This window comes from uncultured Roseibium sp., from assembly GCF_963675095.2.
Taxonomy (GTDB): domain Bacteria; phylum Pseudomonadota; class Alphaproteobacteria; order Rhizobiales; family Stappiaceae; genus Roseibium.
The window spans coordinates 66,326-91,901 of sequence record NZ_CAXXSJ010000062.1 but is presented as its reverse complement, the minus strand read 5'-3'; the positions used below and the strand labels follow the sequence as shown (position 1 = coordinate 91,901).

At 59.8% G+C, this 25,576-nt stretch carries 28 protein-coding genes and 1 pseudogene; 6 read left to right on the top strand and 23 right to left on the bottom strand.

Annotated features, from left to right (window positions below):
- Window positions 1–62 precede the first annotated feature (62 nt).
- Entirely contained in the window at window positions 63–335 is a 273-nt protein-coding gene (locus ABIN98_RS25010) for a hypothetical protein (protein ID WP_346914280.1), read from the bottom strand.
- A gap of 384 nt (window positions 336–719) precedes the next feature.
- Here ABIN98_RS25010 and ABIN98_RS25005 point away from each other — a divergent pair, with 384 nt between their 5' ends.
- A complete protein-coding gene (locus ABIN98_RS25005) occupies window positions 720–1,181 on the top strand; it encodes a DUF2147 domain-containing protein (protein WP_346914278.1) in 462 nt (153 codons plus the stop codon).
- Between the two features lie 105 nt (window positions 1,182–1,286).
- On the opposite strand, the gene ABIN98_RS25000 is transcribed toward ABIN98_RS25005, so the two are convergent.
- The 6 genes and pseudogenes from ABIN98_RS25000 to ABIN98_RS24975 all read right to left on the bottom strand — a co-directional run bounded on the left by ABIN98_RS25000 (window position 1,287) and on the right by ABIN98_RS24975 (window position 9,190).
- Window positions 1,287–1,994: a glutathione S-transferase N-terminal domain-containing protein gene (locus tag ABIN98_RS25000; protein WP_346914276.1), complete on the bottom strand. Its 708-nt coding sequence runs from the start codon at window positions 1,992–1,994 to the stop codon at window positions 1,287–1,289.
- A gap of 126 nt (window positions 1,995–2,120) precedes the next feature.
- The gene (locus ABIN98_RS24995) at window positions 2,121–2,579 is read right to left on the bottom strand and encodes a GNAT family N-acetyltransferase (protein ID WP_346914274.1); all 459 of its coding nucleotides are present in this window, start codon (window positions 2,577–2,579) and stop codon (window positions 2,121–2,123) included.
- Between the two features lie 796 nt (window positions 2,580–3,375).
- Window positions 3,376–4,857: an Asp-tRNA(Asn)/Glu-tRNA(Gln) amidotransferase subunit GatB gene (gatB, locus tag ABIN98_RS24990; protein ID WP_346914272.1), complete on the bottom strand. Its 1,482-nt coding sequence runs from the start codon at window positions 4,855–4,857 to the stop codon at window positions 3,376–3,378.
- 211 nt (window positions 4,858–5,068) lie between these two features.
- Window positions 5,069–6,260: pseudogene (locus ABIN98_RS24985) on the bottom strand (IS481 family transposase).
- Window positions 6,261–6,378: 118 nt separating this feature from the next.
- Window positions 6,379–6,675 (bottom strand): EscU/YscU/HrcU family type III secretion system export apparatus switch protein, encoded by a 297-nt coding sequence (locus tag ABIN98_RS24980; RefSeq protein ID WP_346914270.1) that lies wholly within the window; start codon window positions 6,673–6,675, stop codon window positions 6,379–6,381.
- A gap of 13 nt (window positions 6,676–6,688) precedes the next feature.
- Window positions 6,689–9,190: a flagellar hook-length control protein FliK gene (locus ABIN98_RS24975; RefSeq protein WP_346914268.1), complete on the bottom strand. Its 2,502-nt coding sequence runs from the start codon at window positions 9,188–9,190 to the stop codon at window positions 6,689–6,691.
- 161 nt (window positions 9,191–9,351) lie between these two features.
- On the opposite strand from ABIN98_RS24975, the gene ABIN98_RS24970 reads away from it, so the two are divergent.
- Window positions 9,352–9,627, top strand: coding sequence for a DUF6455 family protein (locus ABIN98_RS24970; RefSeq protein WP_346914266.1), 276 nt, complete (start codon window positions 9,352–9,354; stop codon window positions 9,625–9,627).
- A gap of 304 nt (window positions 9,628–9,931) precedes the next feature.
- On the opposite strand, the gene ABIN98_RS24965 is transcribed toward ABIN98_RS24970, so the two are convergent.
- Window positions 9,932–10,234 (bottom strand): phosphatidylglycerophosphatase, encoded by a 303-nt coding sequence (locus ABIN98_RS24965; protein WP_346914264.1) that lies wholly within the window; start codon window positions 10,232–10,234, stop codon window positions 9,932–9,934.
- Window positions 10,235–10,386: 152 nt separating this feature from the next.
- Between ABIN98_RS24965 and ABIN98_RS24960 the strand changes: the two genes are divergently transcribed.
- The gene (locus ABIN98_RS24960) at window positions 10,387–10,635 is read left to right on the top strand and encodes a hypothetical protein (protein WP_346914262.1); all 249 of its coding nucleotides are present in this window, start codon (window positions 10,387–10,389) and stop codon (window positions 10,633–10,635) included.
- Window positions 10,636–10,683: 48 nt separating this feature from the next.
- Here the strand turns inward: ABIN98_RS24960 and ABIN98_RS24955 are convergent, their stop codons facing one another.
- Window positions 10,684–11,280 (bottom strand): hypothetical protein, encoded by a 597-nt coding sequence (locus ABIN98_RS24955; RefSeq protein ID WP_346914260.1) that lies wholly within the window; start codon window positions 11,278–11,280, stop codon window positions 10,684–10,686.
- Entirely contained in the window at window positions 11,267–11,749 is a 483-nt protein-coding gene (locus ABIN98_RS24950) for a hypothetical protein (protein WP_346914258.1), read from the bottom strand. Before ABIN98_RS24950 ends, ABIN98_RS24955 begins: the two co-directional genes overlap by 14 nt.
- 108 nt (window positions 11,750–11,857) lie before the next feature.
- Between ABIN98_RS24950 and ABIN98_RS24945 the strand changes: the two genes are divergently transcribed.
- Window positions 11,858–12,621, top strand: a protein-coding gene (locus ABIN98_RS24945) for an IS5 family transposase (RefSeq protein ID WP_346907107.1) whose coding sequence is annotated in 2 segments (ribosomal slippage) — window positions 11,858–12,188 and window positions 12,188–12,621 — 765 coding nt in all. Because the reading frame shifts where the segments join, the coding sequence is not laid out codon by codon here.
- A 94-nt stretch (window positions 12,622–12,715) separates the two neighbouring features.
- Here ABIN98_RS24945 and ABIN98_RS24940 read toward each other — a convergent pair.
- The gene (locus tag ABIN98_RS24940; protein ID WP_346914256.1) at window positions 12,716–13,234 is read right to left on the bottom strand and encodes an anthrone oxygenase family protein; all 519 of its coding nucleotides are present in this window, start codon (window positions 13,232–13,234) and stop codon (window positions 12,716–12,718) included.
- A gap of 90 nt (window positions 13,235–13,324) precedes the next feature.
- On the opposite strand from ABIN98_RS24940, the gene ABIN98_RS24935 reads away from it, so the two are divergent.
- The gene (locus ABIN98_RS24935) at window positions 13,325–13,924 is read left to right on the top strand and encodes a TetR/AcrR family transcriptional regulator (protein WP_346914254.1); all 600 of its coding nucleotides are present in this window, start codon (window positions 13,325–13,327) and stop codon (window positions 13,922–13,924) included.
- Window positions 13,925–13,952: 28 nt separating this feature from the next.
- Here the strand turns inward: ABIN98_RS24935 and ABIN98_RS24930 are convergent, their stop codons facing one another.
- From ABIN98_RS24930 to ABIN98_RS24900, 7 genes are all read right to left on the bottom strand, one after another.
- Window positions 13,953–14,303 (bottom strand): hypothetical protein, encoded by a 351-nt coding sequence (locus ABIN98_RS24930; RefSeq protein ID WP_346914252.1) that lies wholly within the window; start codon window positions 14,301–14,303, stop codon window positions 13,953–13,955.
- Window positions 14,304–14,319: 16 nt separating this feature from the next.
- Complete coding sequence (locus ABIN98_RS24925; RefSeq protein WP_346914250.1) at window positions 14,320–14,808, bottom strand: hypothetical protein; 489 nt, start codon at window positions 14,806–14,808, stop codon at window positions 14,320–14,322.
- Window positions 14,777–15,160 (bottom strand): hypothetical protein, encoded by a 384-nt coding sequence (locus tag ABIN98_RS24920; protein ID WP_346914248.1) that lies wholly within the window; start codon window positions 15,158–15,160, stop codon window positions 14,777–14,779. The genes ABIN98_RS24925 and ABIN98_RS24920 overlap by 32 nt, the downstream gene beginning before the upstream one ends.
- A 25-nt stretch (window positions 15,161–15,185) precedes the next feature.
- Complete coding sequence (locus ABIN98_RS24915; protein ID WP_346914246.1) at window positions 15,186–15,509, bottom strand: hypothetical protein; 324 nt, start codon at window positions 15,507–15,509, stop codon at window positions 15,186–15,188.
- Window positions 15,510–15,697: 188 nt separating this feature from the next.
- On the bottom strand, window positions 15,698–17,371 hold the full coding sequence (locus ABIN98_RS24910; protein ID WP_346914244.1) for a plasma-membrane proton-efflux P-type ATPase: 1,674 nt from the start codon (window positions 17,369–17,371) through the stop codon (window positions 15,698–15,700).
- Window positions 17,271–17,765: a cation-transporting P-type ATPase gene (locus ABIN98_RS24905; protein ID WP_346914242.1), complete on the bottom strand. Its 495-nt coding sequence runs from the start codon at window positions 17,763–17,765 to the stop codon at window positions 17,271–17,273. Before ABIN98_RS24905 ends, ABIN98_RS24910 begins: the two co-directional genes overlap by 101 nt.
- Before the next feature lie 490 nt (window positions 17,766–18,255).
- A complete protein-coding gene (locus ABIN98_RS24900; RefSeq protein WP_346908921.1) occupies window positions 18,256–19,302 on the bottom strand; it encodes an IS110 family transposase in 1,047 nt (348 codons plus the stop codon).
- Between the two features lie 431 nt (window positions 19,303–19,733).
- Between ABIN98_RS24900 and ABIN98_RS24895 the strand changes: the two genes are divergently transcribed.
- The gene (locus ABIN98_RS24895) at window positions 19,734–19,991 is read left to right on the top strand and encodes a YjhX family toxin (RefSeq protein ID WP_346914328.1); all 258 of its coding nucleotides are present in this window, start codon (window positions 19,734–19,736) and stop codon (window positions 19,989–19,991) included.
- Between the two features lie 147 nt (window positions 19,992–20,138).
- On the opposite strand, the gene ABIN98_RS24890 is transcribed toward ABIN98_RS24895, so the two are convergent.
- The 5 genes from ABIN98_RS24890 to ABIN98_RS24870 all read right to left on the bottom strand — a co-directional run bounded on the left by ABIN98_RS24890 (window position 20,139) and on the right by ABIN98_RS24870 (window position 25,506).
- On the bottom strand, window positions 20,139–21,731 hold the full coding sequence (locus ABIN98_RS24890) for a hypothetical protein (protein WP_346914240.1): 1,593 nt from the start codon (window positions 21,729–21,731) through the stop codon (window positions 20,139–20,141).
- Window positions 21,732–22,008: 277 nt separating this feature from the next.
- Window positions 22,009–22,818, bottom strand: coding sequence for a transglutaminase family protein (locus ABIN98_RS24885; RefSeq protein WP_346914238.1), 810 nt, complete (start codon window positions 22,816–22,818; stop codon window positions 22,009–22,011).
- Window positions 22,819–23,004: 186 nt separating this feature from the next.
- Complete coding sequence (locus ABIN98_RS24880; RefSeq protein WP_346914236.1) at window positions 23,005–23,367, bottom strand: hypothetical protein; 363 nt, start codon at window positions 23,365–23,367, stop codon at window positions 23,005–23,007.
- Window positions 23,367–25,187 (bottom strand): glucans biosynthesis glucosyltransferase MdoH, encoded by a 1,821-nt coding sequence (mdoH, locus tag ABIN98_RS24875; protein WP_346914234.1) that lies wholly within the window; start codon window positions 25,185–25,187, stop codon window positions 23,367–23,369. Before mdoH ends, ABIN98_RS24880 begins: the two co-directional genes overlap by 1 nt.
- 1 nt (window position 25,188) lies before the next feature.
- Window positions 25,189–25,506: a hypothetical protein gene (locus ABIN98_RS24870; RefSeq protein WP_346914232.1), complete on the bottom strand. Its 318-nt coding sequence runs from the start codon at window positions 25,504–25,506 to the stop codon at window positions 25,189–25,191.
- Window positions 25,507–25,576 lie beyond the last annotated feature (70 nt).

Sequence of the window (25,576 nt, the reverse complement as noted above, 5' to 3'; positions counted from 1 at the left end):
TGGCGCGGGAGGAGGAGCGCCATCGCCTTATCCGGAGGAGCCGGGTGTCCGGCTGGCCTCCCTCAATGCATCGACAGCCATTCGCGCGCCGAGCGCTGGGCTTCCGCGATTTCCTCGCGGGTCATCTCAAAAGAAATTTCCTTGCGGTAGCGGGCTGCTTCCGTGCTGCCCTTCAGAGCCGCAATATTGAACCACTTGTGGGCACTGACCAGATCAGCCACACCGTGATGACGACCGCAGGCGCTGTCCAGACCCATCTGGAACAGAATGTCTGCCGATGCGGGCTGTTCGCCCATGACCGCCATATCGGCGGAGTACACTTCAAAACGAGCCATTACGCTCTCCCCTTGTTAAAGACCGCCTTCCCCCGAAGGCATCCCCGAAACTGCGAGCTTTTCTCCCGCGTTTCATGGCCTTATCTTGGGAAAAGCCGCTGAAGGGGCCGTTAAATTTCTAAATTAACGCAATGCGAACAAAGCTTTAAGAGAAACTGAAGTTTACCTGCCGGTAAGGCTGTCGAGGCAAAAAACGCCGTCTTTTCAATCGCCTTTATCTAAAAGCCGTAAGTTGCTGGAAAGACTCTGATTACCATAGATCACGTTTGCAGGTTTCCGTTGCGGCGGGGCGGAAGAAAACCGGTCCGACCCGCAACGGCCTTCATGGCCACCGGATCTTTCATTATAGTCCGTTTCGGAAAACGGTCTGAAGGGAGATGCGGCATGAAGACCAGTTTCAAACCCGAAAGGGCAACATCTCTGCTGCGGGCAGCGATTGCGATGTCTCTGTTGATAGGTGCCGCTCCCGCCAGGGCGGACCTCGACGCCTTCGCCGGCGACTGGATTACCCCCGCCGGAGCCACGGTGCGCATTAGCTCCTGCGGTGAAACCCCCTGCGGACGGATTGTCAACTTCGTTCCCCCGCCCGGCTATTCCGTGGAAAATACCCGCGACCTCAACAACCAGGACACTTCCAAGCGCAACCGAAAGGTCCTCGGCCTTGCCGTTCTCTATGAGCTGCGGGAGGCCGGCCGCGATTTGCAGGGCCGCGTTTACGATCCCCGCCGCGGGTTCAGCGCCGATGCCACCGTCACACGGTCTTCGAGCGACCGCCTGACCATCAAGGGCTGCGTGCGCGTCATCTTCAAGATGTGCGAAAAGGAAACCTGGCGCCGGGCACGGTAGCGAGACTTAAGAACCTCGCATCGTTTGCCTTGCCCCCCAAAATGTCATCCCGGAAAAGCCGTCAGACTTTATCCGGGATGACAATCGGCAGTTAGGCGCCCGCGCTTACCGCTGCCCGAACAGAACGCTCTGGGCCTGCTTGTCGTCGGCAAGCTGCAGCTTTTCCCGCTCTTCCTTGCCGACCGCCAGACCTTTCGTCACGGCAGGACGCGCTTCCAGGAGCTCCTTCCAGGCCTTCACGTTGGGGAATTCCTCAAGGTCCATTCCCTGCCGTTCCCAGCCCTGGGACCAGCCGATGATGGCCATGTCGGCGATGGTGTACTCGCCGGCCGCCACATAGTCGCGGCCTTCCAGGCGGGTGTTGAGCACCTTGTAGAGCCGGTGGGTCTCGTTGAGATAACGGTCCATGGCATAGGGCAGCTTTTCCGGCGCGTAGATACGGAAATGGTGGTTCTGGCCGAGCATCGGGCCGAAACCACCCATCTGCCACATCAGCCACTCTTCCGTCTCCACGCGCTTGCGCTCGTCCGCCGGATAGAACTTGCCGAACTTGCGGCCGAGATACTGCAGGATCGCACCGGATTCGAACACGGAGATCGGTTCGCCGCCCGGCCCTTCCGGATCGACAATCGCCGGCATGCGGTTGTTCGGGGCGATCTTCAGGAAATCGGGCGCGAACTGGTCGCCCTTGCCGATGTTGATCAGCTTCAGATCGTAGGGAACGCCCAGCTCCTCCAGCATGATGGAGATCTTCCAGCCGTTCGGCGTCGGCCAGTAGTAGAGTTCAATCGGCTTCGTCTGCGTCGTTGCCATGGTTATCCCCTTGTCTTCGCCGGCCCGTGAGGCCGCGATTGATCGTAGAATACCGATGGATTTAGGACGCTGCGCCGAACAGCACAAGCGGAGAAACGAAAAAACTTCCGTAAAATCCCGGAGCACTCATAACATCTTCTTGAAACCCAGATGGCTCTGGTCGAAGCCGAGACGCGAATAGAAGCGGTGCGCATCGGCGCGCACCTTGTTGGAGGTCAGCTGCATCAGCCCCGCGTTCGCCGCCCGGGCGAGCTCTTCGGCATGGGCCATCATTTGCGCCCCGATCCCCTGTCCGCGCCGGTCTTGGCGGGTATGAACGCTTTCAAGCTCCACCCGGGAGCGGCCCTGATAGGCCAGACCCTTCATGAAATGGATCTGGTAGGTGCCCACCACCTCGTCCCCGTCGAGTGCCACATAAACGTCCATTTCGGGCGCGGCCAGCATGGCGTCGAACGCTTCGCGGTAATCCTCGACCCTTCCCGTCTCCTGCCCGACCCGCGCGCCCGCGGCACCGGCGATCAGAAGCGCCAGGATTTCGGCCAGATGCTCCGGCCGGGCCTTTTCGATACGGATGTCGGCAGTCATCGGAACGTCCTGAACGTGTCAAAGGTGGGACGCTCATAGAGCACAGGCAAAGGATGGAAGACAAGGTGGTCTAGGAGCGCGGAGGAAGCCAGCCGTTTATGGTCGACGCCACCTCAGTCAACGGCATGGAAAAAGCCCGGGCAGGAATGAAGAGAACTGTGATCGGGTGCAAAATAATCAGATAGCCTCTCCAGACCTCGACCTCCACATCCCCGACTGACCAAGCATAAGATGAAGACATACCTTCGCAAACAAAGCTGACATGAGATCGATCTAAAGCGACCGTACTATTCAAGCCCTTCGAACTTCTGAATACGCACTTGACGTATTCTCGGTAAACCCATCTACGACCAAGTGAGAATAAGTACCAACCAAAAAGAAAAAATAACGTAGCACCGAGAACATTATCAAAATAAAAACCCGTAATCGGATTCGAATAAACAACTTCTAGAGAAATTAAAAAAGAACCAACAATCAAACCAATAAATATGCTTATTATAGACCTATAAATCCTATTATTCAGAAAAGAGTATTTCCAAAATATAGACCTGCTATATCTACTTACAATGTATCTGTACCTCCTTTTCTGCGCATAGTGATACGCAGGAATATCCTCCCCCCTGCACGAATAGCTTCCGGTTATCTCTTCGTCGCTCAATGCCCCCACCCTTATCCAGAGAGGAAACAATCCGCCAAATCCATGGCTTTCCTTGCTTCCAAACGCAATGACAGACGGATGAGAATCACCCGCCTGTGAATATTAAACCGGAGGTAGCAAGTCGACCCAGATGGGTCGCTATTCCAGCCCGATCTTCGACTTCAGCAGATCGTTGACCGCCTGCGGGTTGGCCTTGCCCTTGGAAGCTTTCATGACCTGGCCGACGAACCAGCCGAGCAGGCCCGGCTTTTCCCTGGCCTGTTCCACCTTGTCCGGGTTGGCGGCGATGATCTCGTCGACGACGGCCTCGATGGCACCCAGGTCCGTAACCTGCTTCATGCCCTTTGCCTCGACGATTTCCGCCGGGTTTCCACCCTCGTTCCAGACGATCTCGAACAGGTCCTTGGCGATCTTGCCCGAGATGGTTCCGGCCTTGATCAGGTCGATGACCGCGCCGAGCTGGGCAGCAGAGACCGGGCTGTCCGCGAGCTCATAGCCTTCCTTGTTCAGGCGGCCGAACAGTTCGTTGATCACCCAGTTGGCGGCAAGCTTGGCATCGCGGCCTTCAGCCACCAGCTCGAAGAAATCGGCGGAAGCCTTTTCGGCGACGAGAATATCCGCGTCATAGGCGGACAGGCCGTAGTCGTTGACGAACCGGTTCTTTTTCTCGTCGGGAAGTTCCGGTAGGTCCTTGGCGAGGTCGTCCACGTAGGCCTGCGTAAACTCGAGCGGCAGCAGGTCCGGGTCCGGGAAATAGCGGTAGTCGTGCGCCTCTTCCTTGGAGCGCATGGAGCGGGTCTCGCCCTTGACCGCGTCGAACAAGCGGGTCTCCTGATCGATGGTGCCGCCGTCTTCCAGAATGCCCATCTGCCGGCGGGCTTCATATTCGATGGCCTGGCCGACGAAGCGGATGGAGTTGACGTTCTTGATCTCGCAACGCGTGCCGAAGCCCTCTCCCGGACGGCGCACGGAGACGTTGACGTCGGCGCGCATGGAACCCTGGTCCATGTTGCCGTCGCAGGTGCCCAGATACCGCAGGATGGTGCGCAGCTTGGTCAGATAGGCCTTGGCCTCGTCCGACGAGCGCAGGTCCGGCTTGGAAACGATTTCCATCAGCGCCACACCGGACCGGTTCAGGTCGACGAACGACATGGTCGGATGCTGGTCGTGCAGCGACTTGCCCGCGTCCTGTTCCAGGTGCAGGCGCTCCACGCCGATTTCCACCTGCTCGTCCGGCATGTCGAGCAAGATCTTGCCCTCGCCGACGATCGGCTGCTTGAACTGGGAAATCTGGTAGCCCTGCGGCAGGTCCGGATAGAAGTAGTTCTTGCGGTCGAACACGGATTTCAGGTTGATCTCGGCTTTAAGGCCCACCCCGGTGCGGATCGCCTGACGCACGCATTCCTCGTTGATCACCGGCAGCATGCCCGGCATGGCCGCGTCCACGAGGCTCACATTGTCGTTCGGATCCTTGCCGAATTCGGTTGAAGCGCCGGAAAACAGCTTGGCCTCGGAGGTCACCTGGGCATGGACTTCCATGCCGATCACGATCTCCCAGTCGCCGGTGGCGCCCTTGAGGAACTTCTTGGGATCGGGTGTGCGTGCCTCGACAATCGTCATTGCGTGTCAATTCCTGTCTTTGTCCTGCGCGGAACACGGCCGGGCGATGCGCCGGCGGTCGCGCTGCAATCGTCGGAACCGATGCCTAATCGCGAATTGCCCGGCCCGCAAGACCTTCCTGCCCACATGCGGCAATTCCCGGCATGAAAATGAGGGGAATGCGCAGTTTGGAGTATGGGGAGAACACAATCTTCCGCCAACCTTCAGGCCGTCACCCCCGACTTGATGTACAGACCGGGGACATGGCTGACAGGTGTTCGGGGACATGGTTGACACATTTATATCGCGTTGAGGTCGATTTGTGCGACCTTGTTGGCGCCGAAATAGATGCCGTATTTTCCCGGGTGAGAAGTTGGGCGAATAGCCAGGCTGTGTCCCCTGAATGCTTTCGGCACAGACCAGAGGCGTCCTTTGTAGCTGATTTGGGCCTTGGTTCTGGGGACCTTGCGGGTGATGGTGCTGTTTTCATAGATCATCTCCGGCAAGGTCTTTGACCAACTGCGCAGCGACGGACGGTAGCGGCTCGCGGGAACCTTGTCAGACAGGGCTTCATGCGGGCGATGATGGTTGTAAACCAGCCGCCAGCGGTCGAAGGCCTGCTGGAGCTGCTCCTGGCTACGGTAGCAGCGCAAGGCCAGCACCTCTTCGTTCAAGGTTCGGTTGAAGCGTTCATTCTTGCCCTTGGTTTGCGGATGGAATGGCCGGGCGTAGATCACATTCACGCCCAACCTGGCCAGCCAGACCCGTAACGGTGTCCAATGACTGTCCCGATAACTGGAACCCCAGGGGGCGCCATTGTCGACCAGAAATGCATCCGGCAGGCCATAGAGGCTAAAGCTGCGCTCCAGATGGGTCTGGACGGTATGTGTGCGCTGATCCGGACAAGCCGCCAGGCACACCGCGAAGCGGGAATGGTCGTCGACAACCGTTAGCGGATGGCACTCCTGTGCATTGCCCAGACGGACCCGACCCTTGAAGTCCATCTGCCACATACGGTTGGCCTCCTCTTCTTCAAAACGCTGCCAGTCTGTCCCGCTCCTGTCCCGGGGCCGGATACAATCATGGCGACGCAAGACCGCATGGATGGTCGATACCGCTGGAGTGTTGTCGTCGGTGCGTGAAAGCACCGCCGCGATCTTGCGCGCACCCCAAGCCGGATGGGCCGTGCGCACCGAAAGGATTGCTTCTTCCAACGCGGGGCAAAGCTGCTGCGGACTCGATCGCGGCCGGCGGCTGCGGTCCTCAAGCACATCTCCCGCTTCAAACCGGCGCAGCCACTTGTAGCCGGTCTGAGGGCTGATCCCGAACCGGCGGCAAAGCTCACGCCGGTTCACGCCTTCAAGCCTCGCGAGCCGGACGAACTCTTCTCGCTGTTCCATGATCGACATCTCCTGCCACGGCATGCCCGCCTCCTTCGACGTAAGTCATGCCAAATGTGTCAACCATGTCCCCGAACACCTGTCAGCCATGTCCCCGGTTTAAACATCAAGTCGGGGATGACGCCGAAGATGACGCATCCCCCTACTCCGGCGGGTGCTGGGCCTTGCCGTTGCGGATGATGTAGCCGATGAGGACGGCGACGGCCTGGTAGAGTTCGGTCGGAATTTCCTGGTCGAGTTCGATCTGCGACAGGGCTTCGGCCATCATCGGATTATGCTCGATGGGCACGCCGCTTTCCCGCGCGATCTCCTCGATGCGCTCAGCCACATTGCCGGTGCCCTTGGCGGCCACGACCGGCGCGGAACCATCCTCGTAGGAGAGCGCGACGGCGACTTTTTCACCCGGCCGAACCGGCCTTTGCGGCTTGGGTTTCTTCATGCCCCACCCATCTTCATGACTGCCGATCCACCACGGCTCCGAACCGTGCTTCCGTCCTTTGCGGCAGGCCCCGCAGGAAGCGCAGTTCCTTCAGGTCGATACCCGCGTGGGCGAAGCTCGCCTCCAGCGTCTCCTTGTCGGCCTTCAACCGCTCCAGCGTCTCACCCCGGTCGACCCAAAGGCTGACATAAGTACCGCCGCCACGCAGGCTGACGGCCGCTTCCATGGGCCCGGTTTCGGTCAGGTCGAGGGCAAAGCGCAGGCGCCAGCCCGGCCCGTCTTCATCTTCGCCCTGCGCACCTTCCGGATCCCGCCCCACCTGCATCTGCACGATGGCGGTCTGGCCGTTGACGGCAATCGGCAGATCCATGGTCATGTCCATCGCACGGCCATGGTGAACCTGTTCATCACCACCAAGCCCCCTGCTCACCATCTGCGACATGCGGATCCGCGACAGGGCCGCATCGGTATCCCGCATCAGCCGGTTGAGTACGGACTTCTCGTCACCGTCGGATACGTCAGGGGAGATGCCTGCAGGCCTGTCGCCCTGGGGCGAGCGGCGCAGCGATGGCGCGGCGGGCTGGGTAAACGGCCGGCCGGGTGCTGCCTGCGCACCGAGGCCTTGGAGCAACGAGCGCAGATTAACCAGCAACGACTTCAGGTCGCCGCCCAAAGCCCCCTGGCCTGCGCCCTGGGCGAGGCCTTGCGCCCCGGTCTGACTTGCCCCTCCACCAAGTACCGCCTCGCGGAACAGGCCGGAATTCTTCACCGCCGCCTCGACCGATTTGCCGGAGAAGCCCGCCGCTTCCGGCTGCAGGCGGAGTCCCAGGATCTGTTCCATCACCTGCTTCACCGGCTGGGGCACGTTCGCCGCCGTCTTTCCTCCCGCGACCGCACCCAGTTGAGCATAGAGGCCCGACAGGCTCGCCTGCTGCTCGGCGAGCTTCGGCATCACGGTCTCGGATGCCTGCTTCAATTCAGGCGTTACCGGCCGGTTCTGCGGCGACACCTGCGTCTGTCCCGCAGGCGAACGTCTTGACCCGGCATAGGCATTGCCCGGCAGCGTCGCATGGGCGCTTCCCGAACCTTCCGAAAGTGTATTCACAAAATGGGCGGTCGCACCGGACGTGGACACCGACGTGAACGACGCCTGAGAAGCGGCAGACGCCGGAGCACCGGGGAGCGGAGCCGAGCCCTGCGGGGTTACCGCCTGTGCGGTCGCTGCCGGATTTGCAGGCGTTGGAGTTGCCGGTGTCGCACCGGCCGCCTGAGAATTTACAGCCACCGATTGAGGAATCGTCGCTTGAGTACCCTGAGCCAGCGGCGGTTGTCCGCCCGCCGGGACTTGCGGCAACGCTGCCTGCCCTGGGCCGGCCGGCACGGTGGGGGCTGCGCCTTGCCCACCGGCAGGCACCGTTATCGCCCCCTGCCCGGACGGATTGACCGGCAGTTGAACGGTCTGTCCGGCGGATTGCCCCGAGACGATGGATTGAGCAACCGGCGCCTGCCCCGAACCGGCCGCCGGAGCTTGAGGCTGCGCCTGCGTCGTCGGTGGAGCCTGCGGCTCCGAAAGGGTCTGCAGTTGCAGATTGCCCGGAAGCGTAGGCGCCTGCGCACTGAGTGGAGGAACCGGCGGACCGCCTGCCGACACCGAGGTCGCAACTGCTGCCTGCACTCCGGCACCAGCCGATGGCAGTGTCGCGTTTGCCGCTTGCCCCGCTGGAGCGCCCGAGGTCTGCACTGGAGCCGGGCTTGCACCTGTCGTGCCTCCCGCCACCAGCGCTTGGGGCGCTGTCTGCGTTCCTGTTTGGGGCGCCTGGGTTACGGCCTGAGCGACGGTCTGGTTCACGGTCTGGCTCACGGTTTGCCTCACCACCTGCGCGGCAGCATTGCTTGCCGTCTGAGCCGTGGTGGCCAAGGTCGCGGGCGCACCGCTGGCCTGACTCGAACCAGATTGCCCGGTATTGGCCTGGGCCGCGGTCGATTGAGAAGCTCTCGTCTGCGTGGCGCTTTGCGATGCCTGCGTCTGCCCGGTTTGCGCCTGTGTAGCCTGGGCTTGCGACGTCTGAGCCTGCTGCACCGCCTGGGCCTTGCCCGTTGCCGCGGCCGTCACCGCATCGCCCAGGACGGTTGTGGCAGTCGTGGAAGAGGACGTTGCAGGAGCTGCCGGTAAGGCCGGCTTGGCCGCCACCTGCACCAGCTTCTGCGCCGTCGCCGCATCGGTGGAAGGCCCTTGCCCGGCAGAGGCCTTCTTACCCCCTTTCCCGTCGGGAACAAGCTGGATCTGAGGTTTACCAGGATCGCCGCTGACCTTGAGCGTCAATTCCGTACCCGCGGGCAGCGCCGCATTGGCGCGCACCTCGATGGTGGACTTGCCCACGGAAAGCCGCAGCACGTTGCCCGGCAGGCTCGCCTCCACCTTGGCGCGCGTCTCCGTTCCCGGTTCGAGGCGAACCTGGGCGGACGAAGTCCCGGAGGATAACGACGCCTGCAGCGCCGCGATCGCGCTCACCATTCAAAACGTCTCCGCTTGGGGCGTGAGTCTGCTTCCAAAAGCTTAGCAGAAAAGCATCTGAAGTAGCTCTTCCTCTCTATTGACTCTGATCAAGGTGAAAACTTCGTGTCTTGCTCATAGTGCGTTTCAGAGGGGCACGGTTTCGTGCAAGGAGAGACTGAATGCGTTGGGTGGAAGAAATGAACGGGCGTGCGGGGCTGATGCGCCGCATGCTGGAAACGATCGGAGCCATGGACCAGATCCCGGAGGGCACGTGTGTCGGCCAGGATATCCGGCTCGCGGTGAACCGCTGCATCTGCTGCGAAAAGTCGGAAAGCTGCCAACAGTGGCTTCAGGACCAATCGGGCAAGGGCATCGTCCGTCCGCCGGACATGTGTCCGAATGCAGGATTGTTCAACAAATGGCTGGACAACGCACCTCAGGACGCTGACGCCTGAGGCAAGGACAACAAGAGGCGCAAACAGCCGAAGGCTCCGCAGTCGTGCGGAGCCTTTTCTTTTTACCGAAACAACTTTGTGAACCGGACTAGCCCGTCTGTTTCGCACTCGCTTCTCGTTTCCCTTGTCATTCCAGACAAGTGAGGCGAAGCCGAACGCCGATCTGGAAACCAGATATCAGCACGAGCGCCAGCGAGTTCGTCTTTAAAAGGAAGTTAGACGCGCTCCGCGCGGCCGAAGTCTGGATTCCGGATCTGCACGCAGCTTCGCTGCGCTTGTCCGGAATGACCGACAAAGCCTTCCCTCAGGCCTTTTTCACCCGCTTCGCGATCATGAAGATAATCGCCGACGCCACCAGCCCGCCGACGAAGCGGAAGGGGAACATGGCGAGCGGGCCTGCATTGTGCTGCGACCAGACCGGCATGCCGGTAAAGCTGAGAGCGGTCTCGACCATGAGCGACAGGGCCGCGGCGGCAAAGCCGGCGATCCAGAGCTTCTTGGCCCGGTCCGCGTACCAGCCCAGCGCCCCGCCGATGATGAGAGCGGTCGGATTGAAAAGCCCGGTCAGCCCGAACAGATCCATCCAGGTTTCGGAAAGCGTCAACATGGTCCCGTCTTTAGCCGCAAGCAGAGCGAAATGCGAGCCCCTTTGAAAAATGCCGCACCCGGCATGCAACCCAAGCCTGCTTTCTCACCGGTTGAATTCCCCCTAGGATGCCCTCGCCTGTATTTATTAAATTGAGAGAAGCGACCGCACGGGTGATATCTTCCAATGACGACGACACGCTGACCATCGAACGTCTCAGAGCGGAAGGCATGCGCCTGGGCGTCGTCTGCGGCCACTGCCACCGCTTCCGCTACCTGAACGACAGCCGCTTCGCGGACACCGAAACCCTGGCCGACATCGCCAAAAAACTCACCTGCAACCGCTGCCGCTCCACCGACGTCGAGGCCGTTGCTGTCTCGAGAGACCCCAAGAGCGGCTACTGGCCTGCGGAACGCAGTTAAGGCCCCTAACCGGACTTCCATAAAACGCGCTGCCGATGCCCTTCTAGGTTACCCCAGAGACAGCGCATCCCTTCCTCGCAATCGGGCCTTTGGCAACCTTACCGTATCGATCCGGCGAAACCACGGAGAAGGTTTGTCCTCGGTGAGTTCAATCGTCATCGGACTTTCATTGTCGGGATCGATCCACCCGACTGAAGACAAATCATCCGCCTCGATATCGACCCCCTCATTCGACATCAGGAACGAATAGTTGCGGTGGTGAAATCGCACGGATCGCCCTTTTGCCGAGGCCCAGTCCGCAACAGAGGCCATCATGAGAAACGGTTCGGCGGGAGCGCCGAAGGTCACACCACCACGGGGCCCCCATTTATCCGACAAGTGGATCACGGCTTCGGCCATCATGAAAGGACATACGCCAGCGATACCGAATTCCGGGTGTTTGCGAGGACACAACTCGGCAATACTGCGGCCATTCACGAGACAGAGATAGACGACCAGTTTCATCACTCCGCGCTGGAATCGTTCTTCCAGCCAGAACGCGGACCAAAGGCCGATCTCGGTATACGTTCTGCGGTAGCCAACCTCTCTCATCGTTTTTTTCAGGATGGCTTCGGCTTGCCGGCGCGGGAACTCAACGTCGTTCAAAACGCGCCCCTTTCGTCTTCTTCTTCGTCTTCGTCTTCGTCTTGAAGTCCGACATCAGTATCCACGCAATCACGCAATAGGCTCCGACCAGAACCACAAGGCGAAGCAGTGACGGGGCCGCCATTTCACCTGCGAAATACCAGGATGCGAGCTTCAAAGCGCAAACATCGATCAACATGGCAAGAAAAGCGAAGCCGACGGTGATAACCGGCCGGCTCTCCGCTAATAACAACCGGAAGGTGATTGGCCCAGGTGCACCACCCAGACGGTCGTGAACGCGCCGCGAAAGGGCAACGCCAATCGCAAGAGCAAAAGCTATCATGTTCAATGCAAAGCCCGTTTGCTTCACGATTTTCTGAAATGACGCATCCCAACCGGCCAGGCGCATCCCAATGATGAACGTCACAACGCCAGCGCCTAATATAACGGCGTAGGATATGCCGAATATCGCAATTGTTTTCGCTCGCATTGCACATCCTCTATCCTACAGAGTGTCTAGGCTGTAGTGACAATTTAAGGAATTGGAGATTCCCAAAGGTCGACAAATCAGATTCAACACTGGCTTTTGGAGGCTGGTGTGGAAGGCGAGATACTTCGGGACGATCAATGGGAGCGGCTTCGGGAATTTGTTCCGGGTGGCCGGCAGGGGCGGCGCGGTCCGCGCAGTGACGGACGTCGTTTCTTTAATGCGATCTTATGGCTCGCTCGCTCAGGCGCCCGCTGGAAAGATTTGCCAGAGGACAGGTTCGGTCCCTATCAGACAGCCAAACGGCGTTACTATCGCTGGATTGAAGCTGGTGTCTTTGAGCGCATATTCGAGGCGATCGCCCGTGAGCCGGACATGGAGTGGCTGGCAATCGACGCGACCGTCATAAGAGCACATGCCCAAGCCGCGGGCGGAGCGCGCAAAAGGGGGGATCTGAAGCCCAGGCCCTTGGACGCTCCCGGGGCGGCTTTGGAACGAAGATCCACGCAGTAGTGGACGCACTGGGCTTACCGGTTCGCTTCGATATCGGGCCGGGACAACAAAATGACATGGCTCCCGCGTGCCGTCTCATGAGCGGTCTGCATGCACAGCAGGTTCTTGCGGATCGCGCCTATGACGCTGACAGTCTACATGATCTTATTCTTGAACAAGGCGGCGAGCCCATCATTCCGCCACGCCGCCATCGCAAGCATCAGCATCACTACGACCAAATCGCATACAAGAACCGGTGGGGAATAGAAGGCTACTTCGCCAAACTCAAGCAATGGCGCCGTATCGCTACGCGATACGATAAGCTCGCTGCAAACTTCATCGGCTTCATCAAGCTCGCAAGCATTATGCTCTGGCTTAAATAATTAAATTGTCACCACAGCCTAGCAGACAACCACTAACTCCCCATTAAACCCGCTCATCGCGCGCGCATTGGTACTGAAAGTAACCAACCCGCCCCTAGCCACATCTCAGGCCCGTTTCCGCTCCAGCAGCATCACGCCGGAAACCGCCAGCAGAAACGCGACACCGGACGTGATCGTCCGTGTCTGGTTCCAGAACTGCCAGGGTGCCGAGTAAGTAATCCTGCCAGATCGCACGGGCGCTTGCCGCATCATCAGGCACGGAGACCATCGCCAGCGCTTCATTCATGGGAACGTTGATCCGCATGGTCAGCAACAGCCCAAGCGCGAAATAGACACCCCCGGCAAGGCCGAAGGCCATGGCACTGCGCCGGTTGTCCTCTCTCATGAGCAAAAAGGCCGTCAGCGCCAGCGCGACCGGCGTACCGAAGAAGGCCGGCGCGAAGACGAAGTTGCGGACCGAGGCATTCATCGCCTGCATGGCCTGGATCGCAACCCGCGGATCGGCCGCATCCAGCCCCCACATGGTGGAACAGACCCAGGCATAGAAAAAGCCGAAAATCGCCGCGCTCAGCGTCATCGACACAAGGATCATGGCTTTCGTCAGGTATCTCACATTCGTCTCCATTTAACCGTACACATCTTTACGCCTTTACATAGCCGTATCAATCTGTACGGATAAAGTAAAGGAATTTCAGAGGACTGAATGAACGAAGACGAACGACAGGAACGCCACAACGCGATCTCCCGGGCGGCCTATGCGCTGCTCGCCGAACATGGCTATGCCGGCGCCTCAATGCTGCGCATCGCTAGGGCGGCGAAGGCATCGAACGAAACGCTCTACCGCTGGTACGGCAACAAGGACGGCCTGTTCCGCGCGATGGTGGAGGATAATGCAGCCGAAACCCGGCGCCTGCTGGAAGAAGCAATCGAAGGGCAGGACGATCCGCGCGCCACGCTGGAAAGGATCGCGCCAGTCTTTCTCGCCATGTTGCTCGGGGACAAGGCGATCCTGCTCAACCGGGCCGCGGCGGCCGATCCGACCGGAAAACTGGGCGCCGCCATATCGGCCGGCGGACGCGGACAGGTCATGCCCCTGCTGGATCAGCTCATGCAGCGCCTCTGCGCCGGTTCAGACATCCCGCCTGGTGAAGCCACCGGCTGGTTCCTCGGCCTCCTTGTCGGCGACCTTCAGGTCAGACGGATCATCCACGACTGCCCGGCGCCGGCGCCGGAGGAAATCGAATCCCGCTGCCGAATGGCGCTTCAGGCCTTCTACCGGCTGATCGACGGCGGAGCGCGATGAGAGTAGGCCTAGGTCCGCACTTTTACGCTTAAGATGGAAACCGCCCCTTATCGTCAGGCCAGGTCCACAGCTGGTCGTCATCCCGAATGGCATCGACGACAGCCTGCGCCCTTTGGCAGGCACCGGCTCCATCCCCCAACGCCATATGGACCGTTTCGATCCTGACGAGTTCGGCCACCACGTCGGCATCCGACGCGCCCATGCGTAACTGGCTCGCAGCTCCGATCAGATAGCGGTCGTATTCATCGGCAAAGGACCGACAGTCTTCGTCGTCCCAGCGCTGGTCCGGCCCGAGCAGTCCGATCGGATCCCACAGCGACCAGCCGATATCGCGCAGTCTCGACAACTTGATCCTGGGCGGCGGCGTCAGCGTGGCCATTTTGTTTATCCGCCCCCTACCCCTTCTGCTCCGCCACGGCCGCGTGGTAGCGCTGGCGGATGGTGTCGATGTCGACGGTCGGCGGCGGGGCCTTGATATGCATGTCGCGAAGGGTGTCGCGGATGATCGAGGCGGCGGTAAGATTGCGGAACCATTTGCGGTTGGACGGGATCACGTACCAGGGCGCCCGTTCGGTCGAACATTTGGAGAGCATGTCTTCATATGCTTCCGTATAGGCGTCCCAGTGCTCCCGCTCCGCATAGTCCGACATGCTGATCTTCCACTGCCGGTCCTTGTCCTCCAGCCGCTTGGCGAAGCGCTCCAGCTGTTCCTCCTTGGAGATATAGAGGAAGAACTTGATGATATGGACGCCGTTGTTGGCCAGAAGCTCCTCGAACATGTTGATCGCCTCGTAGCGGCGCGACCACACTTTTTTCGGCACCAGGTCGTGCACCCGGACCACCAGCACGTCCTCATAATGGGAACGGTTTGAAGACGGCCACATGCCCTCTCCCGGGCGTTTTTGAATGCACCCGCCACAGGAAGTCATGGGCGAGTTCTTCCGAGGAAGGCTGTTTGAAGCTGGAGACCGTGCAGCCTTGCGGGTTCATGCCCGTGATCACATGCCAGCAGATGCCATCCTTGCCGGCGGAATCGATGCCTTGCAGCACGATCAGCAGCGCATGCTTCTTTTCCGCGTAAAGCTCCTCCTGCATCCGCGAGATATCGTCGAGGATCAGCTGCAGCTCCGGCTTCGACCTTTGCTTGTTCAGATTTTGATCGTGAAAATCCGGATCGATATCGGCGAGCTTCACCTTGCTTCCCGGCTTGATGATCAGTTGGTCGCGATAGGACATGAGCGTCTTCCCCGAAGGTGATGGGTTAGCGGGATTGGAGACGGGCGTTGACGAGCCGCAGCGCGCGCGCCCATTTGCCGGTGCGGTGATCCACGAACCGTTCCGTCAGAACGCGGACGACGCCGAGCACCACGAGCCAGGCCAGAAGATAGACCCACACCCAGCCAATCAGCGTCCAGGAAATCGCCGGCACGATCCAGCCGAAGCCGCACATGAGCACGGCCAGCAACTGGGTTGCCACGATGGCCACAAACAACGGCCTGGCCGGATAAGGCGGCTTGAAGAACCAGTCGCCGGTGCGGGTGACCAGCAGGAGCAGGTGGCCGCCGGCCACAAGCTGCAGGAACATCACTGTCTGCAGATGGGACTTGTCGAACAGGGGAAAGAGCGCTTGCGCCGGCCGGATTGCTCAAGACCTCCATGCCGATCAGCAACAGCCCGAAGGACTGCACAACCGAGGCAAGCCCAAGCACTGCGGAGACACCGAGAAGCCTCTGCATCTGCCAGCGGATCGGCTTTTCCGCCACCGCCGTGTTGTCATAGGCAATGGTCATGATCGGCAGGTCGTCGAGCAGCGACATGATCACGATCATCACCGCCGTCAGCGGCTGGAACTCCAAGAACACAGTCGACAGCACCACCAGGAACATGATGTCCATGGTCAGCGCGATCCGGTAGACTGTGTAGGAGGTGATGCGCCCGAAGATGCGCCGCGCCTCGTCGATGGCGGCATTGATCACCGACAGGCCGGGCGCGGTCAGGATCAGGTCGGCCGCTCCACGTTGCCGCATCGGTCGCACCCGAAACCGCCGTGCCGCAATCTGCCTGTTTCAATGCGGGCGCATCGTTGACCCCGTCACCGGTCATCGCCACCAGGTGCCCGCGCTCCTGCAGCGCCTTGACGATGGCGTATTTGTGCTCCGGAAACACCCGCGCAAAGCCGTCGGCCCGCTCGATGGCGTCGGCAATGTGGTCCGGAACGTTGTCCGGATCCATGTCCTTGGGAAACGCATCGGCGGCGGCGACGATATTGGTGCCAAGGCCGAGCTGGCGCGCGGTTTCGCGGGCAATCGCCGTGTCGTCGCCGGTGATCATCTTCACCGAAACGCCCTTGGCCTGCGCCAGATCGATGGTCGCCTTGGAATCGTCCCGGGGCGGATCGAACATGGGCAGGATGCCGAGCAGGCTCCAGCTCTTGCCGCCGTCCTCGGAACGCGCCACCCCGAGCGCCCGGTAACCCTTGGCGCCCAGATCGGCGACCGTCCGCGTGACCTTCTCGGCAATCTCCGCAGGCGGCTGCGCCAGATCGACAATCGCCTGGGGCGCACCCTTGGCGACGGTGATCTCCTTCCCCGAGCCGTCCACAAGTGTTGCCCGCGTACGCTTCGACACCGGGTCGAACGGCACGAATTTCTTCAATCTGTAGGCTTTCGGCGCAGCGGTGTCCTTCAGGGCGGCAATGACCGCGCTGTCGATGACGTCGTTGTCTTCCTCCTTGGAGGCCAGGACGGCCGCCAGAACCACCTCTTGGCCGTCCGTGGCCTCCAGCAGGATCGGATCGCCGATGGTCAGCTGGTTCTTGGTCAGCGTGCCGGTCTTGTCGGAACACAGGATATCGACGCCGGCCATTTCCTCGATCGCCGCCAGCCGCGACACGATCGCCTTTTCCTTCGACAGCGCCAGCGCCCCGAGCGCCATGGTGATGGAAAACACCGCCGGCATGGCGACGGGGATCGAGGCCACCAGCAGGATCAGCACGAATTGCAGGATATCGAGCGCGTCCGCCACGCCCCAGGTGTCGGACAGCACGATGTCCCGGTATACCTGCACCGCCACCATGATCAGCGCCAGCGCCACCGCGACGGCGATCAGGAAATTGCCGATCTGGAACATGGCGCGCTGGGCATGACCGACCGAGCCGGCGCCTGCCACCAGCTTGGCGGTGCGGCCGAAGAAGGTATTGGACCCGGTGGCGATGACGACACCGGTCATCTCGCCCTGTTTCACCACACTGCCCGAATAGGCTTCGTCGCCCGGCTTTTTGGTGGCCGGCAGGGATTCGCCGGTAAGAGCGGCCTGATCGATGGAGGCGAAATCGCCTGAAACCAGCCTAAGGTCCGCAGGCACGATCGCCCCGAGACGGATCTGCACCATGTCGCCGGGCACGAGCCCCGCCGCATCCACCGTCCGGAAAGTCCCGCCCCTGAGCACCGTCGCCTGGGGCGCAAGGCTTTGCTTCAGGGCTGCCAGCGCACTCGACGCCTTTGCGGTCCTGCCACAGCTCAAGCGCGGCGTTGAAGATCAGCAGCCCGAAGATGATGGCGAAGTCGTCCCAGCGGCCGAGAAAGGCGGAAACCAGCGCCGCCGCCTCGATCATGAAGGCGATCGGGCCGATGAAATAGTTCAGAACCTTGCGGGCAAAGGACTCGTGCTTTTCCGGCAGGGCGTTGGGGCCGTAAGTTGAAAGCCGCCCCCTCGCCTCCTCGTCGCTCAACCCCTTGTCAGGGTCCGTCTTCAGACTGGTCAGAACCTCCCCGATCGGGAGTGTCTCGAGATCAGGGCCCGCTGGGCCCCCATTTCCATTCCGCTTCGCCGCATCCGCCATGCCAGCCTCCGGGAATCGGTTGCATCATCCAAATCGTCATCCGCTTGAATTGTATAGAGAACAACAGATCCTAAAACCAGATTAAGACCAGCGCTGCAGTGCCGCAGGGGTTGAAATGCCTGATCCTGCATCCCGTCGCATAGCGTCGGTACCATTTCTGGCAAACGCCCCGCGCTTCTGTTGTCATCCCGCGAAAGCGGGGACCCATATGTGGACGGCCCCGTGGTTGCAAGGTTGAAGTTGGCAGGTGTTCCGGATCGCTTGCGGTCATATGTACGGCCTGCTTTGCGGCCGTTTTGCCGCTGGCCAAGATGGGTTCCGCAGCGGATGGGATCCAAACAGTACAGCGATATCGGCCTTGAAGCCGCCACTGGATCCCACGGTATTTCCCATCCGCCTCGGTTCGACCGAACACACCTTCTCATCTTCCCTTGCAAGTTCCTCTGTCGCGCCAGCCTGTCTTTGGCCGGGGCAAGTGTTTTGTCGATCGTCAGGCGAGTCCCGGTTGCTCTTGCGGTGACTGCGGGTGATAGGTTTCGCCGCTGACCATCAGCTTCCAGGCGATGCGCGCCAGCTTGTTGGCGAGCGCGACGGCAGCCAGCTTGTGCGGCTTGTGACGACACAGTTTCTCCAACCAGGGCCAGGGCGTTTTGATCCTCCCCTGCCGGCACTGCAGCAGAACGGCGCTTGCGCCGGCAACCAGGGTGGCGCGCAGCATCTCGTCCCCGGCGCGGGTGATCACACCGAGCCGGTTCTTGCCTGCCGTGGAATGGTTTTTCGGCGTCAGGCCGAGCCAGGCAGAAAAATCGCGCCCCGATTTGAAGGCATGCGCGTTGCTCACCTTGATCGCCAGCAGGGTCGCACCAACCGGACCAATGCCCGGGATGCCGGCCAGCCGCTGGCTGAGTTCATCGGCACGGTGAAGCTCTCGCAGTTTTGCGTTGAGATCGGCTATCTCCTTGTCCACTCGCGCGTAGTCACGGACCAGCGTTTCGAACATATCCCGTGCCATCTCCGGCAGCGTCTCGTCCGCGCGGATCCGCTCGACAAGCCGGTCAAGCTGGAACAGGCCCTTCGGGGCAACCAGACCGAACTCTGCCGCAAAGCCGCGGATCGAATTGGAAAGCTGCGTACGCCGGCCAAGGAATTGCCCTCGCAGCTTCGCCAGCATCTGCGCAGCTTGCTGCTCTGGACTTTTCACCGGCACGAAGGTCCGGGCCAGCTTCGGACGGCTCATCGCCTCGCAGATCGCTTCCGCGTCCGCCGCGTCCGATTTGCTCCGCTGCACATAGGGCTTGACGTATTGCGGCGGGATCAGCGCGACCTCATGCCCCAACTTCCGTAACTCCCGAGCCCAATAATGCGAGGCTCCACAGGCCTCAAGGCCCACCTGCGCCGGAGGCAACCCGGCAAAAAAGTCGAGAACCTGACGACGGCGAAGCTTCTTGCTCAACACCGGATGGTCCCCAGCATCCACACCATGCAATTGAAAAACAGACTTGGACGTATCCATTCCAACGCGGCTAATATTCTTCATGGACGGCTCCATCGTTTGAGATCTTTAACAACCTCATTCTGGCACATCGATGCCGTAGGGGCCGTCCACCCCAACAGTATTCCGCGACGTTCGTTGATTGAGCCGAGAGGATACGGGGTACTGGGTCCCCGATCGCGCTTCGCTTGCCGGGGATGACAACCCGGAGTTCAGGCAATCGCCCCGGCGTATCTCACGCCAGTGGCAATCTGTCCGGGAAGTGCATCGCGAACACCCCTTGCACTCCCCGCACGCACCTCCTAAATCAGCACCGAACATTTTGATGGAGACTTCATGTACGGACGCCGAGAGGCCCGTTAAGGCCCGGTCTCCCCGACCGGGCATCAGTGAGTAACACCGCTGCAAGCGACTGGCTGCGGCGCGTGATCGCTGATTTGCGCCTAACCGCGCATGACATGAAGACCAAGAAATCAATGGATATTTCAAAACCTGAGCAACGGGTCCTGCACCTGCTCGCTCAAGGCGGCCGCATTGTCGTGGAAAAGAACGACCATGGCCGCATTACCGACACCCGGACCATCACCCGCGATGGCTGGTCCTGGTCCGGTTGCCAACTGGCGCTGTTCAAGAAACTCAAACGCCGCCGCTACATCGCCTCCAAGTCCGGAGGCCCCTACCTGATCACCCGCCTGGGCCTCCTGCGCGTCCGCGCGCAGCCCGACAACAGATGATTGGGACAGCCCACCGTCGCCGGGAAACCGGCGGCGGGAGGGGACACTTTGAGAGGCTCAGACACCGATATCTGAGCTGTCATTGGAAAATGTATTGCTCTGTAGATTAACCTAAACACGTTCAATCGTCTGGGATGTCGATCAAATTTAATAGTTCCCCAACGCTATTTTCCTAGAACGAACAGGCCCTTTCATGTTGGCCAGATCTTGATGCTGCATAAAGATGCACTTCAATGATTCAGCCAAGAAAGAAACTGCCTCGACTCGAAAATCTCTTAATTCTTTTGGAGAGTATTCTTTTTGGCCGTGAACTATTTTACTCCTTGCCTTATAAACCTTATTTATTGAAGAAAATATTTCATTCTTTTTCTCCTCGGTATCACCAAGCAACCTTGCCACAGAGTTACAAACTGAGAAGGCGATTTCTGTCCGTTCTCCAAAAAGATTTTCCAAACCGATAACAGCGTCAATCAGGGCATCTTCATTATCTGCCCTCTCATTTGTTGCACTTAAGTACCGACGAAGCGCTAGCCTTATATGCGATGTATCGACTACGTCCAAAGCATCAACCCATCTTCTGATACGATCTAAATCCTCTAAATTTAGAATTCGTGGCTCTGCTTGGCTGCCGGAATCGGATTTGTACATCATGCCCGAATTGTTCGTAGGATTGATAATGATTGACGCAGTGTTTCTTGCCTTTACCAGACCACCACCCTCACCCGACAAAGTAACCCCAAGTTCAATATTTGTTACTTTTTCAAATAAGCTTTGTGTCGTTAATTCGACCGGCCATTTTTGATCTTCACGTTTCGGCTCTTCTGGAAATACAGTTAATCTGTATTCGATGCTTACTTCTAATATAAAACCTATTATATCACTTTCGGATGTTGAGGGTCTTGCTCCAACAGGAAATAAATCAATACAATTTCTATTCACAGGGTATAGGTACCGCCCGCCCAAATCGATCTGCTGATCAACCGTCAAACCAGTGCCAACAAATAATGCAAAAGCAGGTACACTAACCTCCTTCTCTTGCAACGCCGCCCGCACTGCTAACACTTGTTGACAAGCAGCCTCGACGAAATCTTCGAATGAACCACAACGAAGCATCATTGCAAGAGCGGCATTCTCGAGAATCGTGCGCGACCACGCCACACTCTGCACACCTCCCCCAACTCCTATCGAGTCATACCTGAGACCGCATTTTCCGTTACCAGCAACGTCATCGTGGAAAAGTATTCTTATAAACTCGTCATTCAATACCGCATCTTCAAAAGTATCTTCCTCTTTTAAACCATATAAATTAGGAACAAATATCTCTCTTTCCCAAAGAGTTTTAATTGGAATAAGGACATACGGATACACAATTTCACAGAGTAAAATCAACGCATCTAGAACGGGATCATTCTTTATCGGCAACTTAAGCCTTTTCCCCGCACAGCTCTCTCGAAGTTCAGAGAACAAGGCCTTTCCATATCTCAATGTAATTTCTTCTATGGTACGCTGTGCTGCGTATCCTAGCCGCGGCGTGTCCCCCGAAACACCTCTGGCATGCTGTGCGATTCCGTCCAATTGTTTGAGAGCATCAGATTGCTTTTTGGATATCAGTCCACCTTCTCTAATTAATTTCTCTATCGACCCTGCATCAATTGCCAATACATATGACAATATCTCCCTACCAAGAATCTTCGCGACCATTGGGATTAGTTCAACATTTTTACTTGTAAAATCATCCATCTTTAGCTCCTCCGAAAACTAAATTAGAAGTATTTCAAATAATAAAAATTAGAAACACGAAATAATCATAATATACTTATAAAGTGCAAATCGCCAAACTTCCCGCATCAAACGACCCATTTCATCGGCCTAACTCACCCACTCTCCAACGCCCCCCGCATGTCCCGGATCAGCCGAACCCGCTCCACCTCGCAGGGCGTCAGCAGCGCATAGCGTCCGCAAGCGGTTCGCAATAACCGATGCAGCCAACGGAAAATCACCTTTCAACCAGCCGGAATCAAGCCTCGGAAACCTCATAGGTCCACACCCGGAACGAATTCAGGATATGCGGGCCGAAGGAGTTGATGAGCGGGACGTCGGCGGCGTCGCGGCCGCGGGCGATGACGATGCGGCCGATGCGGGGCGTGTTGTTGCGCGGATCGAACGTGTGCCACCTGCCGCCGAGATAGACCTCCATCCAGGCGGAAAAGTCCATCGGCTCATCCACGATCACGCCGATGTCGCCGAGATGACCGTTGACGTAGCGGGCCGGGATGTTCAGGCAGCGGCACAGCGCCACCGCCAGGTGGGCAAAGTCGCGGCAGACGCCGACGCCTTCGTTCAAGGCTTCGAAAGCGCTGCGCGTCGCCCGCGCCTGCATGTAGTCGAACCGGATGTGGTTATGGACGAAGTCGCAGATCGCCTGAACCCGGTTCCAACCCGGTGCCAGGTTCCCGAACCTGTCCCAGGCGAACTGGCTTAACCGGTCGGTTTCGCAATAGCGACTGCCAAGCAAATAGACGAGGCATGCGTCCGGCAGGTTCTGCACGGGTATTTCCGGCGCGTCCCAGACCTCCGGATCCAGGGTCTCGTCGTCCTCGATGGTCGCATCGCCCCACAGTCTCACCTCGCCGGCCGGAGCCACGAAACGTCGGCAGCGGTTTCCGTAAATGTCGTGGTAGGTCGTGCTTGCGATGTCCGGCGTGAAATACAGGTTTTCCGGTGCACGGAGATCCCCCTTGCGGTCTTCATGCACCTCCAGCAGGCTCACCATGGCGGTAGGCTCGGCACAGGCAAGCGTAATGTCGTAGCCGTATCTGATCAGCATGGGCGCGTGGTCCTTCCCCTTGAATTCGGTTGGCGACCAACAAAGCGCCCTCAGCACGCTTCGTCGCGTTTCCAGCAGGCCGAACGCGGGAGCGCGCCGGCCTTGTACGATCATTCCTGCACAGTGCCGCGGCCGGAACAAGACGGACTATTAGGGTACGGACCCAAAAAATTCTGCTTTCAGGCGTCAATCCGGCAAAGGAGAGTTAGGAAAAGCCTGCAGAACCATGCGCGTGCATGGTGCAAAGGCTTTGACGCGGCTTTCCGCAGCCGGATTGGCGTCCTTCGGATCGATCAGGAAATGGCCGCCTCCTGCGTTGCAAAATCTTGAAAACCTCGCGTGCATGGTGCAAAGGCTTTGACGCGGCTTTCCGCAGCCGGATTGGCGTCCTTCGGATCGATCAGGAAATGGCCGCCTCCTGCGTTGCAAAATCTTGAAAACCTCCCGGGTTTCCCGCGATTTATGCGTCTTGGATACAGCCATTTCCTGATCGACCTGAAAACTGAATTTTATGGGTCCGTACCCTGAGCCGCCTGCCCGGATTTTCATCAGACCGCAGCTGCGGACCGGACCTGCGGTGCAGCCTCTCTTCCCTGATCCAACGCCACGCGCATGTCCCGGATCAACCTAACCCGCTCGACCTCGTAAGGTGTCAGCAGCAGGCCGGCCTTGCGGCTCAGCCGGCCGATCGCCGGCAGGGCTGTGACGTAGAGCAGACCCGGCGCCAGTACCAGCGGCACAGAGACAGGAGCGAGCCACCAGAACAGGTCCGGGGTCATTTCGAAGGCGAAGACCAGCGCGGCAGCGCCTGCGAGGACCATCCACCATGTGGCCTTGAGGCAGGCGACGAAGGGGAGCGAGCCATCGTCGCGGTCGGCGGCAGGCCAGCCGGAATCGCCGCCGGTCAGCACCTGAAACACGGACCGGCTCTGGAACATCATGTGCACCGGCGCCAGCACCGAGGTCATCAGCAGCTCCAGGATCACGCTCACCGTCAGGAGGAAGGCACCGCCGTAACGGCGGGCGTCGCCGTTCAGAAGCGCGCGCACCAGCAGCATCGCCTTGGGCAGGATCAGGAGCGCACCGACGCCGAAGAGTAGCGCCAGCGCCACCGTGGTTTCCGGATGGGGAAAGACAGGAAAGAGCGACCGGCCGTCGAAATAGACCGGCTTGGGCGCGAACAGGGGCGCGGCCAGACTGGCGATCAGGAACAGAAGCCACACCGGCGAGGACAGGTAGGCAAACAGCCCCTGGATGATGGAGATCCGGCTCCAGGCCTTGAGCCGCGGCGCGCCGAGCACCCGCGTGTGCTGCAGGTTGCCCTGGCACCAGCGCCGGTCGCGCTTGGCATAGTCGATCAGGTTCGCCGGCCCCTCTTCGAACGAGCCCTGCAGGTCCGGGTCAACCCGCACCTGCCAACCATCGCGGGCCAGAAGGGCCGCCTCGACGGTGTCGTGGCTGAGGATATGCCCGCCGAACGGCGGCTTGCCTTCAAGGGCGGCCATGCCGCAGGACTGGGCAAAGGCGCGCACGCGGATCAGCGCGTTGTGGCCCCAGAACGGGCCTTCCGCCCCCTGGAGCGCGGCCACACCCCTGGTGAAGACCGGCGAGAAGAAACCGGCGGAAAACTGCAGCATGCGGCCGAACAGGCTGGTGAGGCCGATCATCTGCGGCAGGGTCTGCAGCAGGCCCAGCGTGGGAGCGGCCTCCATCCGGCGCACCATTTCCACGATCGTTTCGCCGTCCATCAGGCTGTCTGCGTCAAGCACCAGCATGAACTCATACGACCCGCCGGAAGTGCGGATGAAATCGGCGATGTTGCCCGCCTTGCGGCCGGTGTTCTTCTCCCGGTGGCGATAGTAGAGCCGCCCGCCGGCCTGCAGCCGAACGAGGCTCTGGCGCCATGCGCCCCCTTCGGCCTCGGCAATTGCCGGGTTTGTCGTGTCCGACAGCACATGAAAATCGAACAGGTGCAAAGTGCCGGTGCGTTCCAACGAACGGTACATTGCCTCGATGCGGGCAAAAACGGCCGCTGTGTTTTCATTATAAACCGGGATCAGCACCGCCGTCCTCGACCAGGGCCCTTCTTCGTTGCGGGGCACGGCGGGCGGGTCGAACAGGACACCGAGGAGCGCCGTACAGGCGCCCCAGGCGAGCCAGAAACCGGAAACGGCAATCAGCAGGATCCGGATCACGTCGACCCAGTCGAAACCGTCCGCCTGAGCGACGGTGCCGAACATGGAGGCCGCCCCCACGGTCAACGCGGCGGCGAGCAGGAAGGCTCCGACCCTCCGGACGGGAACCGCCTGACGGTCCATCCGCTCCCATGCGCCTTTCAGAACCGTGTTCAGGGCCGGTGATCCGGACATGTCAGCGCTTTCTTAAGAAAAGCGGAAGCAAGACCGGGCGCTTGCTCCAGAAGGAAGATGCGGCGCGACGGGATTTTTCCGGAACGAGGTCATGTTCTGGCATAGCCATCGGATGCTGCGGCTGGGGCAGCGCCAGGCAGGAGACGGCGAGACGCAGGTCCGCATCTGCTGCCGGACGGGCCAACAGGTCTTCCGCGCTCGCGGTCAGGCCGAGCCGGGCGGCCGCCTCATCGAGGCAGGCAACCAGTTCGGCATCGCTCAGGTCCGGCCGGTCCAGCCCGTTCCGGATGTCATCAAGTTTCAGTTCTGTTTCGGTCATATCCATTGCTCCCCTGCCAGAACGCATGTCGGATATAAAAGTTCCAAGGTGGCGCACTCCCGGCAACGCC